This window comes from Streptomyces sp. NPDC047453 (assembly GCF_040643155.1).
Lineage (GTDB): Bacteria > Actinomycetota > Actinomycetes > Streptomycetales > Streptomycetaceae > Streptomyces.
Genome location: NZ_JBEYTS010000006.1, coordinates 69,253 through 90,702, shown reverse-complemented (window position 1 = coordinate 90,702; position 21,450 = coordinate 69,253). Strand labels below are relative to the sequence as shown.

Genomic DNA, 21,450 nt, shown 5'->3' with positions numbered 1-21,450 from the left:
ACGACCACGCACCACCTCCTTGACACCCACGTCGAAGACGACGTGTTCAACCGACCGGAGGAGCCGCCGTGACCGCTCACCCCACGCCCCGTGACGAGGCACGACAGCCAGCCGAGTCCACCATTCATCCCGTGGACGAGAAACTGCCCATCCTGAAGATGGCGACCAGCGGCCTGCAGCATGTGGCCGCCATGTACGCGGGTGTGGTCGCCCCGCCCCTGATCGTCGGCGCGGCCGTCGGCCTGTCCGGCACCGAACTGACCTTCCTCACCGGGGCCTGCCTGTTCACGGCCGGTCTCGCCACCTTCCTGCAGACCCTCGGCATCTGGAAGATCGGCGCCCGGCTCCCCTTCGTCAACGGCGTCACCTTCGCCGGTGTCGCCCCCATGACGGCGATCGTCGCCTCCACCAAGGACAAGTCCGACGCCCTGCCGATCATCTTCGGCGCGGTGATCGTGGCGGGTGTCCTCGGCTTCCTGGCCGCGCCGATCTTCTGCAAGGCGATCCGCTTCTTCCCGCCGGTGGTCACCGGCACCGTGATCACCCTGATCGGTGTCTCCCTGCTGCCCGTCTCCTTCGGCTGGGCCCAGGGCCCCAATCCGGCCGCGCACGACTACGGTTCGGCGACGAACCTCACCCTGGCCGGCATCACCCTGGTCATCGTCCTGCTGCTGCGGCGCTTCACCCGCGGCTTCGTCAAGCAGATCGCGGTCCTGCTCGGCCTGATCGCCGGCACGGTCATAGCGATCCCGTTCGGGGTCACGGACTTCGGCCCCGTGGCGGACGCCCAGGTGGTCGGCTTCCCGACCCCGTTCCACTTCGGCGCGCCGCAGTTCCAGGTCGCCGCGATCCTGTCGATGTGCGTGGTGATGGTGGTCTCGATGACCGAGTCCACCGCGGACATGCTGGCCCTCGGTGAGATCGTCGACCGCCCGGCGAACGAGAAGACGATCGCCGCCGGCCTGCGCGCCGACACCCTCGGCTCCGCCGTCAGCCCCCTGTTCAACGGCTTCATGTGCAGCGCCTTCGCGCAGAACATCGGTCTGGTGGCCATGACCCGGATCCGCAGCCGCTTCGTGGTGGCCTTCGGCGGCGGCTTCCTGGTCCTGATGGGCCTGTGCCCGGTGGCCGCCTCGCTCATCGCCGTCGTACCGCGCCCGGTGCTCGGCGGCGCGGGCGTGGTCCTGTTCGGCTCGGTGGCCGCCAGCGGCATCCAGACCCTGGCCCGGGCCGGCCTCGACAAGGACAACAACGTCCTGATCGTCGCCGTCTCGATCGCCGTCGGCATCATCCCGATCACGGCGCCGAACTTCTACCACGCCTTCCCGGAGACCGCCCGGATCGTGCTCGACTCCGGCATCTCCACCGGTTGCGTCGCGGCCGTCCTGCTCAACTTCGTCTTCAACCACCTGGGCAGGCCCGGGTCGGTGGACGCCCAGGACGTCACCCATCCGATGGAGGCGGGGGAGGAGATCGCGGTGGCGCGCTGATCCTCGGGAGGGGTACGGCCGCCGCGCGGGCCCTTGGCAGGGGTCCGGCCGCCGCGTGGATCCTTGGCCGGGGTGCGGCCGCCGCGCCGATCTTCGGGAGGGGTACGGCCGTCGTGCCGTGCCCCTCCCGCCGTGCGCCTCACATCCCGAACAGGCCGGGCTCCGTCGCCAGTTGCTTGAAGCGATCGTGCGGGGCGGGCACCAGTCTCCTCGCCTTGAGGTCCAGGAGGCCGCCGACCGCGTCGATCTCGGCCGCCACCGTGCCGTCGGCCTTCCGGATCGTCTGGAGGATCCGGAAGGTCTGGCCCCCGCCCCACTCGAAGGCGCAGGTCACGTCGACCTCGTCGCCGGCCAGCAGCTCCCGCAGGTAGCGGATCGTCGTCTCCAGGACCACCGGCCCCACGCCGCCCGACACGAGGCCCGCCTGACTGATCCCGGCCGCCTGGAGCAGCGACCAGCGGGCGTGCTCCGCGTAGTTGAGGTACACGGCCTGGTTGAGGTGCCCCTGCACATCGGTCTCGTAGCCGCGGACGGTCACCCGGACGGAAAACGGCTCGCTCACTGGGTCCCCTTCTCGTACGCCGTTCGGACCCACCGATCCTGGCACGTCCGTCACGCCCTGCGCGGTGACGCCAGCAGGTACCGGGCCCTGGTCCGGGGCTCGGTGTACTCCCCGGCCTGCCAGCCCGCTCGCTCCAGCGCGGCCGCGCACGCCCGCAGCGCCGCGCCGTCCGGCCCGTACACCGCGACCGCCTCCGGCTGCGGGGTCGCCCGTACCCGGTAACCGTCCGCGTCCGGCCCCGCGGGCCGCTGCCCCGACGCCTCCAGGGCGAGCGCGGCGGCCCGCACCAGATGCGCGCGCTCCCAGCCGCAGGGCCGTTCGACGGCACCGTCCGGATTGGTCATCCGGCGCAGCTCCAGCAGCCCCTGCCAGGCGCTGTGCACCTCGCGCACCCGCCCGGGACCGTCGTACGGGTCCTCCTCACCGCCGACGCGGGCGGAGAACACGCCGGTACCGGCGGGCGCCTCGACGGCGGGCGCCCTTTCCGCCGCCGCTGTCTCCTCCTCCGCCTCCCGTATCCGATGCCCGGCCGGGGTGAGGAAGTGGTCGTGCGGCGGCCGCGGGTGCCGGAAGGCGAGCCCCCGCTTCACCAGCGCCGCGAGCTGCACCTCCGTACCCCTGAGCCGGCCGGTCACGGGGTCGGCGGCGTCGATGACGCGGCGCTGCGCGGCGGTAGGCGGTCGTGTCACGGCGCGGCCTCCCCGAATCGTCGAACAGCCGTCGAACGGCCCCTTCGAAGACTACGACCAGGGTCCGACAACGAGCCGCGGCCGCTTACGCAGACGGGGTCGGCCGGATGTTCCAGCCCGCGATCACCGGCCGCCCGTGCTCCGTGCCCAGCCGGCACGCCGTGCCCGTGGCCAGCTGGAACAGCGCGCCCGCCGACGGCGGCAGCCCGAGGCGCCGGGCGGTGAGCACCCGCAGGAAGTGCCCGTGGGCCACCAGCAGGACGGCCCCCTCGGTGTCGGCGAGCGCGGCGTCCACCTTGCCCAGCATCCGGTCGGCCCGCTCCCCGACCTGCTCCACGCTCTCCCCGGGATGCTCCGGCGGCCCCGGGGCGACCCCGTCCGTGAACAGGAACCAGCCGGGCCGCGTCCGCTGGATCTCGACGGTCGTGACGCCCTCGTAGCCGCCGTAGTCCCACTCCCGCAGATCCGCGTCGACCCGCGCGTCGTGGACGCCGATCAACTCGGCCGTCTCCCGCGCCCGCTGCGACGGGCTGACGAACGCGGCCCCGATCCGGTGCGAGCGGATCAACGGCACCAGCCCCCGCGCCTCCTCCCGCCCGTGCTCGGTGAGCGGAAGGTCCGTCCACCCGGTGTGCCGCCCGGATCGCGACCACTCGGTCTCCCCGTGCCGTACGAGAAAGAGATCACCCATGCGTCACAGGCTACGAGCCCGTGCCTCCGCTCCGGCGGACTCATGTGCCCACGGCGGGGCATCGCGGCCCGGGCACTTTCGGAGCACGGATCGGCAACGCGGCGTCCCGACAGCGCCGCCGGCGGGGAACGTATCGGCATGCTGGCGTGCGGATGCCTGGACCCGATCGGAATACTGGCCCACCTGGTCGGTAACACCCTGTTGAGCCTGGCCACGCTCGTCCTCGCCCTGATCTGCCTGATCGGCCTGCTGCTCGGCGCGATCGCCGCCCTCGGCCACCTGACCCGCCGCGAGCAGGACGACGACACGGAACGGGACGAGGAACCCCTCACCTTCGCGTCGTTCCCCTGGGAAACGCCTCCCGACCCGGACTAGTCGAGCGGCACCTCCTCGACCACGCTCTCCTTGAACCGCCACGACCCCTTGTTCCCCCACGCTTCAGCCCGCAGCCCCATCTCCCAGGCGATGCGGGCCGCCCGCTGCTGCGACAGGTCGGGGTAGTCCTCCGGGGGGACCTTGATGTAGCCACGACAGTCGACGGGGTAGGTGCGCAATGCCTCGCGCAACTTCTCCTCCTGCTCCTCCTGCTCGGCGCGAGCCTCGTGTTCGGGGGTTCCCTTCTTCCGCCGGTCCCGCCGCCTGGCGGCGTCCGACCCCCGCCAGGCCATCCAGCCGACGGCGCCGACCGCGGCGAGAGCGAACCCCCCGGCAGCGAGCACGTTGCCCGTTGCGCCCGCCTGATCCGGTGTCTGAGGGCGGAGTTCGCCGACGGGGTCCTCGATCACCGTGAGCACCTGGCCGACGTCGAAACGATCCTTGTCTGTCGTCATGGCGGGTCCCGGGACCTTGGTGCCGTCCTGGTGCTTCAGTTCGTAGTTGTAGTCACGGGACTTGCTCACACCGGGCGGGTCGAGCCACTTCCTCACGACCCTGACCGTGACCGTTTCGCCTCGCTGCTCAAGAGTGAGGTCGTCGCGGGCGATACCGGCGACCAATACGGACATGAGTGAGGTGGCCACGATGAACAGCGCGGCGTACAGACTCGATTCCTTGGCCCCCAGCTTCTCGATGAGCAGGGTGAGGACAACGCAGTGCACAATCCACAGAAGGACCTGGAGAACGGTGCCGACGTGGTTCGTCAGGAAGAACATCCCCGCGATCGCTGCGAGCACGTAGCAGCCCATGGCGACAGCCATCGGACTGCGGTATCGCGTACCAGCGCTCATGCTTGTTTCGCCATCCCCTCAGCACCTGGACTGTCGGTCGGCCGGGGCCCCGCTCAGTCGAGTGGTACTTCCTCGACCACGGTCTCCTTGAAGCGCCATGATCCCTGGTTTCCCCAGGCCTCCGCTCGCAGCCCCATCTCCCAGGCGATCCGGGCGGCCTGGTGCTGCGACAGGGCGGGGTAGTCCTCCGGGTGCACCTTGATGTAGCCGCGGCGGTCGACGGGGTAGGTGCGCAACGCCTCGCGCAGCTTGGCCTCCTGCTCCTCCTGCTGGGCGCGAGCCTTGTGTTCAGGGGTTGCCTGCTTCCGCCGGTCCCGCCGCCTCGCGGCGTCCGACCCCCGCCGGGCCATCCAGCCGACGGAGCCGAGTGTGGCAAGGGCGAGTGCTCCGGCACCCAACAACTCAGCTTTGAGGTCTGCTTGTCCGGGCGTGCGGGGGCTGAGTTTGCCCTCGGGATCCTCGATGACTGTCAAGACCTGGCCGACGTCGTACAGGTCGGACGTCGTTTGCATGTCTGGTCCCGGGACCCTGGTGCCGTCCTGGTGTTCCAGCCTGTAGTGGGAGAGTTGACCCTTGCGCCCCTGCGGCGGATCAAGCCATTCGTTCACGACCGTGGCGCTGACCCTTTCGCCGCGGTGCTGGAGGGTCAGGTCGTCGCGCGCCATGCCGATGGTGTGTACGCACAGTGCGGACACGATCGTGATGAACAGCGCGGCATACAGGCTGGATTCCGCGGCCCCCAGCTTCTCGATGAGCAGGATGAGGACAACGCCGTGCACGATCCACAGGAGGATCTGGAGAGCGGCGCCGACGTTGTCCGTCAGGAAGAACATCCCGGCCACCGCGGCGAGTACGTAGCAGCCGATGGTGACAGCCAGGGTGATGGGGTAGCGCGTGCGCCTTCTGCGGGCCTCGGCCTGCGTGGCGGTGGCGCTCATGTTCTCTTCTCCGTTTCCGGTCAGGGGTTTTTGGTGCGGTTCTGTTTGCGGTAGTGGTCAGGGACGTCCTGGCGGAGGAGGTGGGCGAATCCGGATGTCTGCAGGCGGAGGGCCAGTTGGGGCTCGGTCAGGCCGAGGGCGGTGGCGGTGGCGGGGAGGTGCCAGTCGTGGGCGGCGAGGTGCGTGAGGAGGTGGCCTCGGCGGACCTGGTTCTCCGATAGGCGGAACGTCTTGAGGTAGACGGTCCGGCCGTGCTCGTCGGTGATTGCCTCACCGATGTGGTTGTCCTGCTTGGGGCGGAACGGCGGCAGGAAGCGGGAGAGCGTGAAGCGGCCCATGCGCCGGGCCAGTTGCCAGGTGCTCGGCTGGTCCAGCAGTCCGGCCGCCATGGTGGTGTCGTGGAAGTCGGCCCACTGCGCCGTCTGTTGCGCCGCGGCCCGCAGGTCGGCGAGCGTGCGGATCCGGGTGTCGGGGATCCGGGCGTTGAAGTCCGTGACGGGAGGCATCAGGGTGGCGTAGTGGTGTACGAGATCGCCGTAGAGGTCCTGGAGCAGGGTCGGGTGCAGGGTGCGGTAGTCCTCCGGGTGCGGCACCACGAACGCCGCGGCCTGCGCGTCGGCCAGATGGATCAGTACGCCGCACTGGCCCGGGTGGATCTCGAAGACGCGCAGGGCGTCGGCCAGTCCGGGTACTTCCGTGCCCAGGTAGGCGGCTTCGACACGCGGGGAGAGTCCCTGACGCACGGCTCGGTGCGACCACTGCTCCCAGGCGACGGCGGGCCCGCCGAAGTGGAGCGCGAGATAGCCCTCCAGCGCGAGGTGGAGCGGCAGGAAGCGCAGCCGGTGCCGGGCCTCCCGGCGTGCCATCCGGCGGTGGAAGTGGAGTCGTGCGCCCGCGATTTCCCACTCGGGTCGCCCGTCGGTCAGCTGTGTTCCGTAGGCCGCGGCGGGCGAGCCGTCCCCGGTCCAGTCGGCGACGAAGCTGTGCGGGATGTACGAGCAGTAGCTCTGCCCCCGGCCCAGGTCGACCACGCCCGCCCCGTCGTGGATCCGCGGGTGCAGGCGCAGGTCGTGGATCGCCTCGGCCCGCACGAGCGGGACCAGCCGTACGGCGCCCCACACCTGCGAGGGACGGGTCTCCAGCCCGTCCAGCAGTCCGTGCGGTGTCATCGTGGGTTCCTCTCCGCCCGCCGGTCCGCGGCGGCGGTGAGCCGCGCCGCTCGGGCGTCCAGGTAGGCCGTCAGGTCGGCCAGGTCGGTCCGGCCCTCGGCGAACTGCGCGATCTCGACGAGCGCGGGCAGGTCCTCCGCGTCGCGGATGCCCGCGGTCGGCACCCGCGCGGACAGCCGGCGCACGTCGAAGTCCTCGGCGTCGTACACGGGGTTGAGGTGGACCACGCCGGTGCGGTGGGCAGGGTCGAGGCGGGTGCGCCAGACGCGGAGCACCTCACCGGCCAGTCCGGGAGGAGAGTTGTCCCAGCCGTCGGAGACGATCACCAGGCGTTCCGGTGCCGACTCCAGCGCGTCGAGGATCCGCTCACCCAGCGGGGTCGGGCCGACGGGGTGGGCCAGGAGCGCGTCGCCGCGGCCGGAGGTCCACAGTCCGGTGTAGTGGCCGGCGAGCGCTTCGAGCAGGTAGTGGCAGGCCAGGGCGACCGCCAGCGGCCGGCGCCGCTTCACGCCCGAACCGGAGGAGGAGAAGCTGTCGTCCAGGACGGCGGCCACCCGGCCCCAGGTTCCCCGGTGCCGGCCCGCCGTCCGCCGGGCGGCCGTGCGCAGCGCTCCGGTCAGCTCCTCGCGCCGGGCGACCCGCTCCGGGGCGGGAAGGGAGAGCACGTACCCGGCGAGCCGGGTGAGCGGCGTCCGGGACAGGTCGCCCGCCACCGCCCGCGCCGCCGCGGGACCGTGCTGCCGCGCCGCCTCCTGGAGCCGCAGCGTCTCCAGACGGGTCAGCCGAGGGGCGATGCGCTCCAGGAACACGCCGCGCGGTATGCCGTGCCTGGCCGCGAAGCCCTCCGCGACGGTGTACGGGAGTTCGTAGAGCGCCGCCTGCTCGTAGTGCGCCCGCCGCCAGGCCTCCAGGAGGGGTGTGTCGTAGCGGGCGCGGCTGTGCGGCGCGAAGAGGAAGGCGCCGAGTTCGTCGTCCAGCGCCAGATGCGCGTGCCGCAGCGCCCGCTTGAGGCCGTTGCGGTACTTGACGGCGTCGAGGGCCGGATCGGGCCGGGCGGCCAGCCAGTCGCGCAGCAGGGCGCGGGTGCGGCGGTTGTTCACCCCGGAGCGGCGCAGCGAGCCGAAGAGCCCGTAGACGCGCTGCGGCGGCAGCAGCGCCAGCCGTCCGGCGATCAGCCGGCCCTCGCTGCGGCGCTGGTCCGCGGTGGCCTCGCCGGCGGTCTCCAGCAGCCGGCGGATCATCAGCGCCGCGTTGTGGTCGTTGATGTCGAGGGCGAGCACGCCCGCGTAGAGGTCGCGGTAGTTGCCCAGTGTGTAGGCGTGCAGGAAGTCGAGGGAGAGCCGTTGGGCCGCCGCGTCGGAGCGGAACTCGCGCTGGCCGGTCGCGGTGATCGCGGCGTTGACGAAGAGCAGTACGTCTTCGGCCGCGATCGGATCCCCGGACGACTCCATGCCCCCGTCCCTGCCCCCACCCGTTCACTCGCGGCCCCCTGCCGGAGCCGGCGGCCGGCACTCCCTTGCCGGGGCCGGCCGGGGAATGGGGGCACGAGCTGCGAATCATTGCTTCATAGGCAGGTTCCGGAAGTCGCACCGAAGTCCCGCGGCCGGCACCGGGACCGTAACACAGCGCAGGTCGCGGGCTCGAAGGAGTTTCCCCTGGCCGGAGGGGGCCGGACCGACCGCTGCCCCGGACCCATCGCGGGCCCGGCCTCGGCCCCGGACCGGCCTCGGCCCCGGACCGGCCTCGGGCCCAAGCCGCGCGGCGCCGGAACCTACTGCCGGTACCCGCCGAGGAACCGGCCGATCCTGCTGATCGCCGTGTCCAGGACGTCCGCGTGGGGGAGCGTGAGGATGCGGAAGTGGTCGGGGGCCGGCCAGTTGAAGCCGGTGCCCTGGACCACCTGGATCTTCTCGCGCAGGAGGAGGTCCAGGACGAACTTCTCGTCGTCGTGGATCCGGTGGACCTTGGGATCCAGGCGGGCGAACGCGTACAGCGCGCCCCGGGGCTTCACGCACGTCACGCCCGGGATCTCGTTGAGCTTCTGCCAGGCCACGTTCCGCTGTTCGTGCAGCCGGCCGCCCGGTGCGGTCAGCTCGCGGATGGACTGGCGGCCGCCGAGGGCGGCCTGGATCGCGTACTGGGCGGGGGCGTTGGCGCACAGGCGCATGGAGGCCAGCATGGTCAGGCCCTCCAAATAGTCCTTCGCGTGCTGCTTGGGGCCGGTGACCACCAGCCAGCCGGAGCGGAAGCCGGCTACGCGGTAGGTCTTGGACAGGCCGCAGAAGGTGAGGACGACCAGGTCCGGGGCGAGCGCGGCGGTGGAGTGGTGGACGGCGTCGTCGTAGAGGATCTGGTCGTAGATCTCGTCCGCGAAGACCATCAGGCCGTGGCGGCGGGCGAGGTCGCAGAAGCCCTCCAGGACCTCCTTGGGGTAGACCGCGCCGGTGGGGTTGTTGGGGTTGATGACGACCACGGCCTTCGTGCGGTCGGTGATCTTCGAGGCCATGTCGTCCAGGTCCGGGTACCAGTCGGCCTGCTCGTCGCACAGGTAGTGGACCGCCTTGCCGCCGGCCAGCGTCGTCACGGCCGTCCAGAGCGGGAAGTCCGGCGCGGGCACGAGGATTTCGTCGCCGTCCTCGATCAGAGCCTGCACGGCCATCGAGACCAGTTCCGAGACGCCGTTGCCCAGGAAGACGTCGTCGACGTCCACCTGCAGGCCGAGGGTCTGGTAGCGCTGGGCGACGGCTCTGCGGGCGGAGAGGACACCGCGCGAGTCGGTGTAGCCGTGCGCCCGCGGAAGCATCCGGATCATGTCCTGGAGGATCTCCTCCGGCGCCTCGAAGCCGAACAGCGCGGGGTTGCCGGTGTTCAGCCGCAGCACGCTGTGGCCGGCCTCCTCCAGCGCGTCGGCGTGCTCGATCACCGGGCCGCGGATCTCGTAACAGACCTCGCTCAGCTTGCTCGACTGCCGGAACTCCATGCGCCGCTTCCCCTCCGGTAACTGGTCCTGCTTGGTTTTACCAAGCGGGAGCTTGGAAAGTCCAACAACCCGTCTACACTGCGTCGCATGTCACCTCGCCGTAGCTACGACCAGTTCTGCTCCGCCGCCCGCGCGCTCGATGCCGTCGGCGACCGCTGGACCCTGCTGATCGTCCGGGAGTTGCTGGCCGGTCCGCGCCGGTACACCGATCTGCACGCCGACCTGCCGGGCGTGAGCACGGACATGCTCGCCTCACGGCTGAAGGACATGGAACGGGACGGGCTGACGACCCGGCGCCGGCTGCCGCCGCCCGGAGCCGCCCACGTCTATGAACTCACCTCCCGAGGGCGTGGGTTGCTGTCGGTGCTGCGGGCGCTCGGGGAGTGGGGGCAGACGGAGCTGGGGGAGCGGCGGCCCACCGACGCGCTGCGCGCGCACTGGTTCGCGCTGCCCCTGCTGCGCGCACTGGAGGAGGCGGGGATAGGGGCGGGCGTCATCGAAGTCCGGCTGGAGGAAGGTGACTTCCATCTGCATGTCGGCGCCGCGGAGGGCCCGCTCTACGGGTACGGACCCGCGCCGGCGGAGCCGGACGCCCGGCTGGCCCTCGACTCCGTCACGTGTACGGCCATAAGCCGCGGGGAGTTGGGCCTGGCGGACGCGGTGCGGGACGGGCGCGTCGAGGTGAGCGGGGACGGCGCGGCGGCCAAGGCGTTGCGCGAGGCATGAGAGAAGGCCCGCTCCAAAGGAGGAGCGGGCCTTCCGGGGTGTTGTCGGGCGGAACCGCCGTCAGACGCCCGGCGGTATTCGCGACGGGCGTCCCGAGCCGCGCGTCAGCGCGTACCCGCCGATGCCCGCGAGCGCGGCGAGCACGCCGCCGATCCCGGTCCACACCCACCGGTCGGACCACCAGTTGGAGGACCAGCCGCCGTCCGGCTCGATGCTGGACAGTACGGCCGACTTCTTCGAACCCTGGTCGTCCTGCGCATCGCTGCCGTCCTGCTCGGACTTGACCGCGATGCCCGGGGTCAGCGGCTGCGCGAGCGAGCCGTCCACCGCCGCGGCGCCGCCGATGTCCTTGGAGTCGGCCCGTACCTCGACGCTCACCGGCAGACCCAGGTCGGAGGCGGGCAGACCGGCCACCGTGAGCCGGATGTAGTACGTGCCCGGCAGCGGGTCGTTGGCCCACGGCTCCGACCAGGCCCGCACCGTGCGCAGCACGCAGGCGAGTTCGACCGAGGCCGTGCCCTGGGCGGCGGTGCGGGTCTGGGCGCCGTACTGGCAGGACTGGCGGCGCCGCAGACCGTCGTAGACGTCGATCTGCCAGGTCTGCGAGGCGTGCGCCTCGGGCAGCTTCACCGTCGCCTTGACGGTGGGGCGCTGCCCGGCGTCCGCGGCGAACGACCAGTACAGGTAGTCGCCCGTGGAGCCGCTGGCGGTGGCCTGCTGCCCCTGCTCGATCTCGGTCGCGCTACGGAACGAGGTGCCGGCCTGGCTGGGCGCCCCGCTGTCGCCGGACGGGTCCGCCGGGGGCGACGAAGCGGCTGCCGCGGGGCCCGCGGCCAGCCCGAGCGCCAGCAGGGTGGCGCCCAACACTCGGGTGATACGCATCAGTTCGTCCTCCAGATCGCGACCCGCCAACGCGACACCCAGCCCCACAACAGGCCCGCGACGAAGCCGGTGAGCACCAGCGCGCCGAGCAGCCACCAGCCGCGGCCGAGACCGAAGGAGGCCACGTCGCTCGACTTGCCCGGACCGTCCACCACGTCGACGGTCAGCTCCAGCGGCAGACCCGGTGTGGTCTTCACCCCGGAGGCCGCCGAGAAGGCGTTGGTGATCTGAAGGCACACGGTCTCGGCCGGGGCGCTCTCGTCGTCGCTCTCCGGCTTCGGGTAGCGCAGACCCGTGGAGATCACGTCCGTACGGCCGTTGCCCGCCGCCTCACCGCGCACGATCTCCCGGCCGCGCTCCGTCACGGCCCGCACCAGCAGGCCGTAGTCCGGGTCGACGGCCCGGTCCGCGGCGACGCTCACCGAGGCCCGCAGCTCCTGGCCGGGGTTGACGTCCACCCGGTACCAGCGCTGCTGCCCGAACTCCTCGCGGTCGGTGTAGAGGCCGGACTTGAGCGTCGGCGCCTTCGCGCACTCGGTGGCGCCCTCCGTGGCCACCGGCGTCACCACCGGGTCGGCGGCCCGGTCGACCAACTGGCCGACGCGGTCGCTGAGTTCCTCCTTGTGCTGTACGGAGGTGTAGGTGCCGCCGGTCGCCTCCGCGATGCAGATGAGCTGGTCGCGGGTCTTGGCGTCCGGCACCAGGCCGAGGGTGTCGATGGTCAGCCCGATGCCCTTGGCCGCGATCTCGCGGGCCACTTCGCACGGGTCCAGCGGCTGGCAGGTGTCCTCGCCGTCGGTGATCAGGACGATCCGGCGCATGCCGTTGCCGCCGTCGAGGTCAGTGGCCGCCTTCTGGAGAGCCGGTCCGATCGGGGTCCAGCCGGTCGGCACCAGCGTCGCCACCGCCGTCTTGGCCTCGGTGCGGTTCAGCGGACCGACCGGGTAGAGCTGAGCGGTGTCCTTGCAGCCCGTCTGACGGTCGTTGCCCGGGTAGTTGGCACCGAGGGTGCGGATACCGAGCTGGACCTCCTCGGGGGTCGCGTCGAGCACCTCGTTGAACGCCTGCTTGGCCGCGGCCATCCGTGTCCCGCCGTCAATGTCCCGGGTCCGCATGGAACCGCTGACGTCCAGGACGAGTTCGACCTTCGGGGCATCCTGCCCCTCCATCTCGTCGGCTGTGGCACCGGCGGGAAAGGCCATCCCGGCCGTCAGGGCGGCGAGCAGAGCACAGACTCCTGCCGCCAGCCGTTGTCTTGTGATCATCGGCGGATCCTATTGACCGGACGTGCCGGGGATCAAAACGAGCGGGTTGGGCAGCCCGGTCCACAGGTCGCCGGGTGTGCCGGGAGACAGCCGCATCAGCGTCAACGCCTTTGCTGGAAGCGGCTGTTCGCGCAGAGCCTCTACGTCCGGGGTGTGTGGCAGGTCTCGTACGGCCGGCTCCAGCGCCGTCCGCAGCGGGGCCGCCGATCCGGCCGTGCCCGCCAGCGCGCCCGCCACCAGCGAGCCGAACAGCTTGCGGCGCAGGGCGGTCGGGTCGTCGGTGAGGTTCCGGGCGGGCAACTCCGGTACGGCGATGCCGTGCCGGGTCAGCCGGGCCGGGCTGATCCGGATGTCGGCGAGGTCGCGGTAGACCAGCCGCAGCGGGGAGCCGGACCCGGACAGCACGACGAGCAGGTTCTGGCCATGCGCCTCCAGGGCCACCCCCAGCTCCAGCAGACGCAGTCCGACGGCCAGCGCCAGGCGTGTGAACTCGGCTGTCCAGGCGGGCGAGTCGGGCAGGTCCGTGGTGGACAGCGCCGCCACCGGCACGACGTGCTCCCCGGGGGCGGCGTACGTCCGCGGCGACTCGCGCCACAGGGCCGCCAGATCGGGGGAGCCCGCGGTGGCCGCGCCCAGGGTGCGCGTGATGTGCAGCAGGCCGTCCGTGCGGGCCGCCAGGTCCACGGCGAAGTCCGACAGGGCGGCGGAGGCGGTCACCGAGCCGACCGAGATGTCCCGGACCGAGGACGTCAGCCGGGCGCTGAGCGAGGTCTTGACGTGGAGCCCGCCGGGCACGGCCAGGGTGCGCAGCGACATCAGCGGATGGGCCGCGAGGGCACGTTCCCCGCGCGGCTGCTTGAGCACGTGCGCCGCCTGCCAGGGGTGCACGGGAATCAGCAGCCGCCCGCCCTCCCGCAAGTCCCGCGGCCACGCCCCGCTCACCAGGCACTCCCGCTCCGGCACCGGCAGCAGGCCCAGCTCGACCGACGGCCGGTGCTCGGGCCCGTACGCGAGCTGCTCGGCGACCGAGAAACCGGGCCGGGAACGGCAGTTGGGGTGGAAGGGGTGGCCGTCGACCACCCGCTGCTCCCACTGCCAGTCCGCCACCGGCCATTCCTCCGGATGCCCCTCGCCCCCCGGTGGCTGATCGGCCCGCGACAGCGCAAGAGAGGCGACGCTGTGCCCGAGTTCGGCGGCGAGCGAGTCGCCGTGCGGCACGGCGAGGTCCCTCATCAGCCGCGCCGGATCCTCGTGGGCCGTCCCGGCCAGACGTACGGCCGTGACGTGCGCGGAGGTGGCGTACGGGTCGGACGGCGGCCCCTCCAGCCGGCGGCCGTCGCGCAGCCGCAGGACGAGCGCGTCCCGGGTGCGGTCCCGGCCGGTGATCCACGGCAGCGGCTCGTGGGCGAGCGCGCGCCACAGCCGGGTCAGTACGGCGGCCCGCGCGCCGTGCAGCCGCGCCGCGTACCGTGAGACCAGGTCGGGCCGCACGGCGGCCAGCTCCTCGGCGACCTCGGTCTCGGTGGCTGGGGGACGGTGCACGGTCGGACTCCTCCGATAGCGGGCGGGCGTCAGGTCGGCGCGTGCCGGGCAGACATACTGATCACCTTCGCACCGTGTGGACTTATGGACCGAACGGACCGAGTAAAACGCATGGAGCTCACGCCCCCCACCGACGGCATCGCGGAGCGCGCGGACGCGTACGCGTCCGCGCCCCTGCTGAACTGCCTGATCCGCGAGGTCGCGCGGCCGTATCCGGATCCGGGCGGGCGGCGGACGTACCGGCTGCCGGGCGGGGACCGGCTGCTGCGGGTGCGCGACGGGCGGCGGCCCACCGCGCCGGAGGTGTACGCGGAGGGTGGCTGGCAGCGGATCGACCACCCGGAACTGGTCAAACTCGTGGCCGAGGAGCTGGGTCGGCACACCGGCGTGCCCAACGACGAACTGCCCGCCGAGATGATCGACAGCCGGGAGGCGGTGGCGGCGCTGCTCGCCGCCCGCGACCGCGCGCCGGTGCCCGAGGACCCGTACATCCGGTCCGAGCAGGCGCTCGTCACCGGCCACCCGTACCATCCGGCGCCGAAGGCGCGCGGCGGCGGACCGGTCGCCTCCTGGCTGCCGTACGCGCCCGAGGCGCACGCCCGCTTCCCCCTGGTGCTGCTCGGGGTGCACGAGGACGTGGTCGCCGAGGAGGGCGACACCTCGGCGCTCGACGCGCTGGGCCAGGCCCCGCCCGGCTACCGGCTGCTGCCCGCCCACCCCTGGCAGCTCGAACTGGTGGGCCGCGACCTCGCCGGGGCCTTCGCCGACGGGCGGCTGCTGCGGCTGGGCACGACGGCCCGCGCGGTGTGGCCCACGGCGGCGGTCCGCACCGTCCACGTCCCGGGCGCCGACCTCTTCCTGAAGTTCAGTCTGGACGTGCGGATCACGAACGACGTACGGCGGCTGTGGCGGCACGACCTGCTGAAGCTGCGCCGCACGGACACGGCCGTCACCACCGCCTTCGCACGACTGGGCGGTCCGGCGGCCTGGCTGTCCGACCGCGGTTACCGCACCGCCGCCTTCGCCTTCGAGGAACTCGCCGTCGTCGTCCGCGACGGACTCGCCCGGCACCTGGTGCCGGGCGCGACCCCGCTGCTCGCCGCGGCCCTCGCCGAGGGCTTCGACGGCAACCCGCTGGACGGCCCGGCGGACCCGGCGCTGTGGTGGGAGGCGTACCTGCGCCAGGTGATACCCCCCGCCCTCGGGGCCTTCGCGCGGCACGGTGTCGTCCTGGAGGCCCATCTGCAGAACTCGCTGATCGCGGTGGACGCCGCCGGCCTGCCCGTGCAGGCACTCTTCCGGGACGCGGAGGGCGTCAAGCTGCTGCCGGACGTGTCCCGGGCAGCCGGCTGGGAGCGGCTGGTGTACTGCCTGGTCGTCAACCACCTCAGCGAGATCGCCGCCGCCCTCGCCGAACGCCACCCGGCTCTCGACCCCTGGCCCGCCGTCCGCCGTGAACTCGCCCGCCACGACCTGCCCGAGGCCGCCGGCCTGCTCACCTCGCCCATCGTGCCCGGCAAGACGAACCTGCTGCTGCGCTGGACGAACGCCGACGGCGCGGCGGCCCGCTACCAGCCGCTGCCGAATCCGCTGGTGACCGCCGGAATCCCAGGCTGATCCCCGGCGGGTCCGTGCCCGCAGTCGTCGAGGCCGACGACCTGGGGACGACAAGCTTCCGCCGGTCCGCGGTTCGTCGCGAAGGTCGTCGCCGAACAGCGGTGATGAGTTTCCGAACTCCGCACCTGCCCCTGCCGCGACCAACTGCTCACCCATTGGTTTCGAGATGAGGAAACCCTTGTTGACCGCCGTTCACGTTCTGGCACTGGGATGCGGGATGGAACCGCAGCGTCTGCAGGACATCTGGCCTGGTGTGCTGTGGCGTTCCACCGGCTGCGCCGACGATCCCGAAGCATCCCACTGAACGGAAGTCTGTGGTGTCTACACCCAGTTCGCGGTGTACCGCACCGTCGCGGACCTGGGCAGCCGCGCCGGCTTCACACGCGGCTGACCGCCTCCCGTCGTTCCTCTCTGAACGGGTGTCACCTCGCCAACCGGCCGACGCGAGGCGCAGCCTGCCGTCGCACCCGTCGGATCGGCTCACCACCGGTCATGTCGCCACGCGCACCGGGCGCCGGGCGAGCCGGGCGCCGGATAACAGTTTGCCAAGCGTTTGACCCGCGGCCTTTTTTCGGACGTATCTATGCGCGTAGCTTGAGCGCGTGCCAGACCCCGGCCGTCGACAGCGGATCCGGGTCGGTCGGCGCTCCCCCACGCGCCCTCATGCTTTCCCGGCTCCCAAGGAGACCCTTCCTGTGTCGAACTCCAGCGCTGAAGCGCCCCGCCCTGCGAGACACCGCGCGACTTCTCTGCGCAAGCGACTGATACCGCTGGCGATCACCGGCTCGCTGGTGCTGGCCGGAGTGGGCGTCCACTCCGCCTTCGCCACCCCGTCGGCCGACGCCGTCATCTCCGAGGTCTACGGAGGCGGCGGCAACTCCGGCGCCACCCTCACCAACGACTTCATCGAGCTGGCCAACGCCGGCTCCGGCTCGCTGGACCTCTCCGGCTACAGCGTCCAGTACCTGTCGGGCAATCCCGGCCCGACCACCAAGTGGCAGGCCACCCGTCTCACCGGCTCCCTTGCCGGCAACGGCCGTTACCTGATCCAGGAGGCCGCGGGCACCGGCGGCACCACCGCCCTGCCGACCCCGGACGCCACCGGCAGCATCAACATGTCGGGCACCACCGGCACGGTCGCGCTGGTCCAGGGCACCGACCTGCTGACCTGCCTCACCGCCGAGGACTGCGCCGCCGACCCCCGCATCAAGGACCTGGTCGGCTTCGGCACCGCCGTCGTCCGCGAGGGCTCCGGCCCGGCCGCGGGCGCGAGCAACACCGCCTCGGTCGCCCGCAAGACCCTGGTCGACACCGACGACAACGCGGCCGACTTCGCCGCGGGTGCCCCCACCCCGGAGAACTCCGGTGGCGAGGCCGGCGGCCCCGGCGGTGGCGACCCCTCCCCGTCGCCGACCCCGACGCCCCCCGCCGACGCGATCTCGGCGAAGATCCACGACATCCAGGGCACCAACCGGCGCTCCCCGCTCGCCACCAAGGACGTCAAGGACGTCACCGGCATCGTCACCGGTGTCCGCACCACCAGCACGTCCTCGACGTCCAAGGGCTTCTGGATGCAGGACCCCAACCCGGACAACGACCCCCGCACCAGCGAGGGCATCTTCGTCTACACCAGCTCCACCCCCACGGTGAAGGTCGGCGACAGCGTCACCGTCTCCGGTGTGGTCTCCGAGTACTACCCGGGTGGCTACGACGGCGGCATCCAGTCGATCACCGAGATCATCAAGCCGACGGTCACCGTGCTGTCCAGCGGCAACCCGCTGCCGGCCCCGGTCGTCCTCGACAAGGACAGCATCCCTGCCGCGTGGTCCCCCAAGGGTGACAGCAACGGCAGCATCGACAACCTCGACCTCGAGCCGGCCAAGTACGCCCTGGACTTCTACGAGTCCCTGGAAGGCATGAACGTCCAGGTCTCCGACGTCCGCGTCGTCGGCGCCACGGACGCCTACCACGAGATGTGGGTCACGGCCGACCCCGAGCACAACAAGACCAAGCGCGGCGGCGTCTACTACCCGTCGTACGACGACCCGAACGTGGCTCGTCTCCAGGTCCAGGCGATCAACACCACGGACCCGTTCCCGATGGCGAACGTGGGCGACGAGCTCACCGGCGTCACCGAGGGCCCGCTGGACTACAGCCAGTTCGCCGGCACCTACATCCTCGAGGCGCGCAAGCTCGGCACCCACAAGGACAACGGTCTCGAGCCCGAGGTCGCGAGCGAGGCGAAGGGCAACGAGGTCACCGTCGCCACGTACAACATGGAGAACCTCGCGGCGAGCAACCCGCAGGCCAAGTTCGACCGGCTCGCCCACGGCCTGGTCACCAACCTCCGCGCGCCCGCCATCGTCGGTCTCGAGGAGATCCAGGACAACAACGGCGCCGTCGACGACGGCACCGTGGACCCCGACAAGACGCTGGCCAAGCTCACCGACGCCATCGTCGCCGCGGGCGGCCCGCGCTACGAGTACCGTCAGATCAACCCGGTGAACAACAAGGACGGCGGCCAGCCGGGTGGCAACATCCGCACCGTCTTCCTGTTCGACCCGACGCGGGTCAGCTTTGTCGACCGGCCGGGTGGCGACTCCCTCACCGCCGTCGATGTCGTCGGCAAGGGCAGCGACGCCCACCTGACTGTCTCGCCCGGACGGATCGACCCCACCAACGAGGCGTGGAACAGCAGCCGTAAGCCGCTGGTCGGCGAGTTCCTCTCGAAGAACAAGAAGAAGATCTTCGTGATCGCCAACCACTTCAACAGCAAGGGCGGCGACCAGAACATCGCCGGCCGCATCCAGGAGCCCGTCCGCAGCTCCGAGGTGCAGCGGACGAAGCAGGCCACGCTGGAGAACGCCTTCGTCAGGAAGCTCGAGGCCGCCGACCCCAAGGCCCTCATCGTCTCCCTGGGCGACTTCAACGACTTCCAGTTCTCCCCCGCGATGAAGACCCTGACCGGTGACGGCAAGCAGCTCACCGACCTGATGAACACCCTGCCGGTGGAGGAGCGCTACTCCTACGTCTACCAGGGCAACTCGCAGGTGCTGGACCACATGATGGTCAACCCGAGCATGCTGAACCACGTCACCTACGACGTGGTGCACATCAACTCCGAGTTCGCCGACCAGACCAGCGACCACGACCCGCAGGTTCTGCGTGTGAAGCCGTAAGGCTGGTGCAGGCCCGCCCGCTCCCGCGCTCAGTGCAGCGGGGGCGGGCGGGCTTGTCTGCATATGTCCTGACGCACGAGCGCCTGCAGCGCTGGACAGGTCCCAGGCGTGACTCCCACTGCCCGCGGCCCCTCGTGCGGCGCTGGTCTCTCACGTGGCCGCGAACCGGTCGAGTGCCGCGCTCGTCAGCGCGGCGATCGCGGGACGCAGGGCGCTGCCGATGTGGGGGGCGAAGTGCGGGGAGTGGTTCGGGGCCGGGGGTGGTGAGGTGTCGGGGCCGTCGGCCGTTGCCCGGCGCCATTCGTCCGCGCCCACCACGCCCAGCATCCAGTAGACCAGCGGGACTCCGTGCCGCCCGTGGAGATCGGCTCCGGCGTCCCCGAACAGCGGGAAGTCCTCCGTGGCCATCGATCCCGGCCAGGGCAGGACCCGCCCGGGCCCCAGGAGTCCGGTGTGAGCGCGCCGTATCGAGTCGGTGGTGTGCGGGTCGCACCGCAGGGCCGCTCGCCGGGGCGGACCAGCAGCGCCGCCAGCAGCGACGTCGGTTTGGACGGCGGAAGAACGACCACGTCACGCCCGTCGGTGATGCTGAGCGGACCGAGCAACTGAAAACGCACCGAGTTCCCCCGTTGACCGTCGAACACCTGCCGGACCGGCTCACCACGGCGCCTTCAGGGAAGTGGTGTCCTGCCGCCATGGCCGCCCCGGTCGAGGGCGGTGGCTCACACAGGACCCTGATCTCCCCTCTGGTGCGGGCGGGACGGAGCACGTGTGAAGTCGTCTTCACGAAACGATTTCGGCCTTGTGGCAGTGGTGAGTGTCTACTGGCGTAGACCGCGGGTCAAGAGGCGGTCAAGAAATGCTCAAGGGGTGAATTTCAGCCACTGACTATGCGTCAACTTGCTTTAAAAACAGCATAGTTACTGGTCATGGGCCTGTCGGTGCCCCGCGCCGGACGGACGCTCCCGGGAGGGCGGGCGCGCTTGACGGACGGCGTTCTCCAAACCTTGTCACGGCATTCACTCCCGCCCCGGACGGCCCGGGGCCGGGACGTGCGCCCCCGGGCGCCGGTGCGGTCGGTCCGGGGCACGCCGAACGCCCGGTTCGCGACCGCCTCTTGACGAGGGAGGGCGCGAACCGGGCGCTGCGGCACCGGACCTGGGCTCAGGCGGAGCAGGAGGTGGTGCTGCAGGTGGAGCTGGAGGTCGAGGTGGAGCTGGTGCTCGTGCAACCGGCCAGCACGACCTCGCTGGCGTCCGAGTAGTCGGAGATCTCGAAGGTCTCGGCCTCGAGCTCGAGGATCTCGTCCGCGAGGGTGCTCAGGTCCTTGTTCATGGTGCCTCCCGATGAGTCGGGGCGGACCGCCGTGGCCGGCAGCCTCCGCCGTGTGGGGTACGGGACCATTCCAGCGGCCTCCGCTCACCGTTCGGCACGTCTCCCGCTGGCATCCCGCTGGCACGCGGCGCCAGCGGGCGACCGGGGCGCGCGGAAGGATCGGCACGCCGGCCGAAACTCCCCGGATTCTCCCCGTATAGCCTGGGGGGATGCTCACCCAGGTCAACGCCACCCGCTACATAGAGCCGCTGCGGTCCGGCGGCTCCGTGCCCGGAGTCGTCGAGGCCGACGACCTCGGCACGTACGTGGTGAAGTTCACCGGCTCCGCGCAGGGCCGCAAGGCGCTGGTCGCCGAGGTGATCGTGGGTGAGCTGGCGCGCGCCCTCGGACTGCGGTTCCCCGAGCTGGTCCTCGTGCACTTCGATCCCGCGCTGGCCGCGCACGAACCCCACCAGGAGGTGCGCGACCTGCTCGACGCGAGCCCGGGCGTGAACCTCGGCATGGACTACCTGCCGGGCGCCGCGGACTTCACCCCCGAGGTCGCCGAGCACTTCCCGGTGGACCCCGTGGAGGCGGGCCGGATCGTCTGGCTGGACGCGCTGACCGTGAACGTGGACCGCACCGTCCACAGCTCGAACCTGATGGTGTGGCCGACCTTCGGCACCGCGCCGCCGCGCCTGTGGCTCATCGACCACGGCGCGGCCCTGGTCTTCCACCACCGCTGGGACGCCTCGGAACCGGGGAAGGCCTACGACTTCCGCCACCACGCGCTGGGCCGGTACGCGCCGGACGTGGTGGCCGCCGACGCCGAACTGGCCCCCAGGGTGACCCGCGAGCTGCTGCGGTCCGTCCTCGCCGAGGTGCCGGACGCCTGGCTCGCCGACGAGCCCGGTTTCGCCGGCCCGGACGAGGCCCGGCACGCCTACGTCGACTACCTCGCCGCCCGTGTCGAGGCCTCCCCGGCCTGGCTGCCCACCGACTTCCCCACCCGCGAGGAGCTGGCGGCGGAGGAGTCCCGGCGGGCCGCGCGGACCCGGGCGGGCCGGCCGGACTGGCTCAAGCGCGTCCCCGATCTGCACGGCAGGCCGGCCGCGGCGCAGGACTGGTCCGTGCACCTGGGGTGACCTGCCGCAGTGCAGGACTGGTCCGTGCCCCCGGG

Annotated in this window: 19 protein-coding genes; 6 read left to right on the top strand and 13 right to left on the bottom strand. The window is 71.6% G+C overall.

The window, feature by feature from the left end; translation table 11 throughout:
- Positions 1–122: 122 nt before the first annotated feature.
- Entirely contained in the window at positions 123–1,490 is a 1,368-nt protein-coding gene (locus tag ABZ818_RS08315; RefSeq protein ID WP_361412466.1) for a nucleobase:cation symporter-2 family protein, read from the top strand.
- A gap of 139 nt (positions 1,491–1,629) precedes the next feature.
- On the opposite strand, the gene ABZ818_RS08310 is transcribed toward ABZ818_RS08315, so the two are convergent.
- The 3 genes from ABZ818_RS08310 to ABZ818_RS08300 form a co-directional block, all read right to left on the bottom strand.
- On the bottom strand, positions 1,630–2,052 hold the full coding sequence (locus tag ABZ818_RS08310) for an acyl-CoA thioesterase (RefSeq protein ID WP_361412235.1): 423 nt from the start codon (positions 2,050–2,052) through the stop codon (positions 1,630–1,632).
- Positions 2,053–2,102: 50 nt separating this feature from the next.
- Entirely contained in the window at positions 2,103–2,741 is a 639-nt protein-coding gene (locus ABZ818_RS08305; protein ID WP_361412233.1) for a hypothetical protein, read from the bottom strand.
- Positions 2,742–2,826: 85 nt separating this feature from the next.
- Positions 2,827–3,432 carry a histidine phosphatase family protein gene (locus tag ABZ818_RS08300; RefSeq protein WP_361412231.1) on the bottom strand — a complete coding sequence of 202 codons (606 nt, stop codon included), beginning with the start codon at positions 3,430–3,432 and terminating at the stop codon, positions 2,827–2,829.
- A gap of 138 nt (positions 3,433–3,570) precedes the next feature.
- Here ABZ818_RS08300 and ABZ818_RS08295 point away from each other — a divergent pair, with 138 nt between their 5' ends.
- Positions 3,571–3,807, top strand: a complete 237-nt coding sequence (locus ABZ818_RS08295; protein ID WP_361412229.1) for a hypothetical protein — start codon at positions 3,571–3,573, stop codon at positions 3,805–3,807.
- On the opposite strand, the gene ABZ818_RS08290 is transcribed toward ABZ818_RS08295, so the two are convergent.
- The 5 genes from ABZ818_RS08290 to ABZ818_RS08270 form a co-directional block, all read right to left on the bottom strand.
- Entirely contained in the window at positions 3,804–4,628 is an 825-nt protein-coding gene (locus tag ABZ818_RS08290) for a hypothetical protein (protein ID WP_361412227.1), read from the bottom strand. The two genes, ABZ818_RS08295 and ABZ818_RS08290, sit on opposite strands and share 4 nt — an antisense overlap.
- Before the next feature lie 83 nt (positions 4,629–4,711).
- Positions 4,712–5,596 carry a hypothetical protein gene (locus ABZ818_RS08285; protein WP_361412225.1) on the bottom strand — a complete coding sequence of 295 codons (885 nt, stop codon included), beginning with the start codon at positions 5,594–5,596 and terminating at the stop codon, positions 4,712–4,714.
- 20 nt (positions 5,597–5,616) lie between these two features.
- On the bottom strand, positions 5,617–6,765 hold the full coding sequence (locus tag ABZ818_RS08280) for a hypothetical protein (protein WP_361412223.1): 1,149 nt from the start codon (positions 6,763–6,765) through the stop codon (positions 5,617–5,619).
- Entirely contained in the window at positions 6,762–8,216 is a 1,455-nt protein-coding gene (locus ABZ818_RS08275; protein WP_361412221.1) for a hypothetical protein, read from the bottom strand. Before ABZ818_RS08275 ends, ABZ818_RS08280 begins: the two co-directional genes overlap by 4 nt.
- A gap of 320 nt (positions 8,217–8,536) precedes the next feature.
- The gene (locus ABZ818_RS08270) at positions 8,537–9,745 is read right to left on the bottom strand and encodes a pyridoxal phosphate-dependent aminotransferase (protein ID WP_361412219.1); all 1,209 of its coding nucleotides are present in this window, start codon (positions 9,743–9,745) and stop codon (positions 8,537–8,539) included.
- 87 nt (positions 9,746–9,832) lie between these two features.
- On the opposite strand from ABZ818_RS08270, the gene ABZ818_RS08265 reads away from it, so the two are divergent.
- Entirely contained in the window at positions 9,833–10,471 is a 639-nt protein-coding gene (locus ABZ818_RS08265) for a winged helix-turn-helix transcriptional regulator (RefSeq protein ID WP_361412217.1), read from the top strand.
- 60 nt (positions 10,472–10,531) lie between these two features.
- On the opposite strand, the gene ABZ818_RS08260 is transcribed toward ABZ818_RS08265, so the two are convergent.
- Genes ABZ818_RS08260 through ABZ818_RS08250 form a run of 3 tightly spaced genes read right to left on the bottom strand, consistent with a single transcriptional unit; the run spans position 10,532 to position 14,160 of the window.
- Positions 10,532–11,353 carry a hypothetical protein gene (locus ABZ818_RS08260; RefSeq protein ID WP_361412215.1) on the bottom strand — a complete coding sequence of 274 codons (822 nt, stop codon included), beginning with the start codon at positions 11,351–11,353 and terminating at the stop codon, positions 10,532–10,534.
- Positions 11,353–12,618, bottom strand: coding sequence for a VWA domain-containing protein (locus ABZ818_RS08255; protein ID WP_361412213.1), 1,266 nt, complete (start codon positions 12,616–12,618; stop codon positions 11,353–11,355). The genes ABZ818_RS08260 and ABZ818_RS08255 overlap by 1 nt, the downstream gene beginning before the upstream one ends.
- A 9-nt stretch (positions 12,619–12,627) precedes the next feature.
- On the bottom strand, positions 12,628–14,160 hold the full coding sequence (locus ABZ818_RS08250; protein ID WP_361412211.1) for an IucA/IucC family protein: 1,533 nt from the start codon (positions 14,158–14,160) through the stop codon (positions 12,628–12,630).
- 111 nt (positions 14,161–14,271) lie between these two features.
- On the opposite strand from ABZ818_RS08250, the gene ABZ818_RS08245 reads away from it, so the two are divergent.
- Together ABZ818_RS08245 and ABZ818_RS08240 are read left to right on the top strand one after the other, a co-directional pair.
- Positions 14,272–15,777: an IucA/IucC family protein gene (locus ABZ818_RS08245; protein WP_361412209.1), complete on the top strand. Its 1,506-nt coding sequence runs from the start codon at positions 14,272–14,274 to the stop codon at positions 15,775–15,777.
- A gap of 761 nt (positions 15,778–16,538) precedes the next feature.
- Complete coding sequence (locus ABZ818_RS08240; protein WP_361412464.1) at positions 16,539–18,956, top strand: lamin tail domain-containing protein; 2,418 nt, start codon at positions 16,539–16,541, stop codon at positions 18,954–18,956.
- Between the two features lie 150 nt (positions 18,957–19,106).
- Here the strand turns inward: ABZ818_RS08240 and ABZ818_RS08235 are convergent, their stop codons facing one another.
- Positions 19,107–19,364, bottom strand: a complete 258-nt coding sequence (locus ABZ818_RS08235) for a hypothetical protein (RefSeq protein ID WP_361412484.1) — start codon at positions 19,362–19,364, stop codon at positions 19,107–19,109.
- Positions 19,365–20,120: 756 nt separating this feature from the next.
- Positions 20,121–20,291, bottom strand: coding sequence for a thiazolylpeptide-type bacteriocin (locus tag ABZ818_RS08230; RefSeq protein ID WP_031128743.1), 171 nt, complete (start codon positions 20,289–20,291; stop codon positions 20,121–20,123).
- Between the two features lie 209 nt (positions 20,292–20,500).
- On the opposite strand from ABZ818_RS08230, the gene ABZ818_RS08225 reads away from it, so the two are divergent.
- Positions 20,501–21,415, top strand: a complete 915-nt coding sequence (locus ABZ818_RS08225) for a HipA family kinase (protein WP_361412207.1) — start codon at positions 20,501–20,503, stop codon at positions 21,413–21,415.
- Positions 21,416–21,450 lie beyond the last annotated feature (35 nt).

What these genes read in the sequence shown, in the direction of transcription:
- ABZ818_RS08285 (WP_361412225.1), bottom strand. Translation starts at nt 5,596, where the DNA reads ATGAGCGCCACCGCCACGCAGGCCGAGGCCCGCAGAAGGCGCACGCGC.
- ABZ818_RS08265 (WP_361412217.1), top strand. Translation starts at nt 9,833, where the DNA reads ATGTCACCTCGCCGTAGCTACGACCAGTTCTGCTCCGCCGCCCGCGCG.
- ABZ818_RS08245 (WP_361412209.1), top strand. Translation starts at nt 14,272, where the DNA reads ATGGAGCTCACGCCCCCCACCGACGGCATCGCGGAGCGCGCGGACGCG.
- ABZ818_RS08230 (WP_031128743.1), bottom strand. Translation starts at nt 20,291, where the DNA reads ATGAACAAGGACCTGAGCACCCTCGCGGACGAGATCCTCGAGCTCGAG.
- ABZ818_RS08270 (WP_361412219.1), bottom strand. Translation starts at nt 9,745, where the DNA reads ATGGAGTTCCGGCAGTCGAGCAAGCTGAGCGAGGTCTGTTACGAGATC.
- ABZ818_RS08275 (WP_361412221.1), bottom strand. Translation starts at nt 8,216, where the DNA reads ATGGAGTCGTCCGGGGATCCGATCGCGGCCGAAGACGTACTGCTCTTC.
- ABZ818_RS08255 (WP_361412213.1), bottom strand. Translation starts at nt 12,618, where the DNA reads ATGATCACAAGACAACGGCTGGCGGCAGGAGTCTGTGCTCTGCTCGCC.
- ABZ818_RS08290 (WP_361412227.1), bottom strand. Translation starts at nt 4,628, where the DNA reads ATGGCTGTCGCCATGGGCTGCTACGTGCTCGCAGCGATCGCGGGGATG.
- ABZ818_RS08260 (WP_361412215.1), bottom strand. Translation starts at nt 11,353, where the DNA reads ATGCGTATCACCCGAGTGTTGGGCGCCACCCTGCTGGCGCTCGGGCTG.
- ABZ818_RS08235 (WP_361412484.1), bottom strand. Translation starts at nt 19,364, where the DNA reads ATGGCCACGGAGGACTTCCCGCTGTTCGGGGACGCCGGAGCCGATCTC.
- ABZ818_RS08280 (WP_361412223.1), bottom strand. Translation starts at nt 6,765, where the DNA reads ATGACACCGCACGGACTGCTGGACGGGCTGGAGACCCGTCCCTCGCAG.
- ABZ818_RS08225 (WP_361412207.1), top strand. Translation starts at nt 20,501, where the DNA reads ATGCTCACCCAGGTCAACGCCACCCGCTACATAGAGCCGCTGCGGTCC.
- ABZ818_RS08295 (WP_361412229.1), top strand. Translation starts at nt 3,571, where the DNA reads ATGCTGGCGTGCGGATGCCTGGACCCGATCGGAATACTGGCCCACCTG.
- ABZ818_RS08300 (WP_361412231.1), bottom strand. Translation starts at nt 3,432, where the DNA reads ATGGGTGATCTCTTTCTCGTACGGCACGGGGAGACCGAGTGGTCGCGA.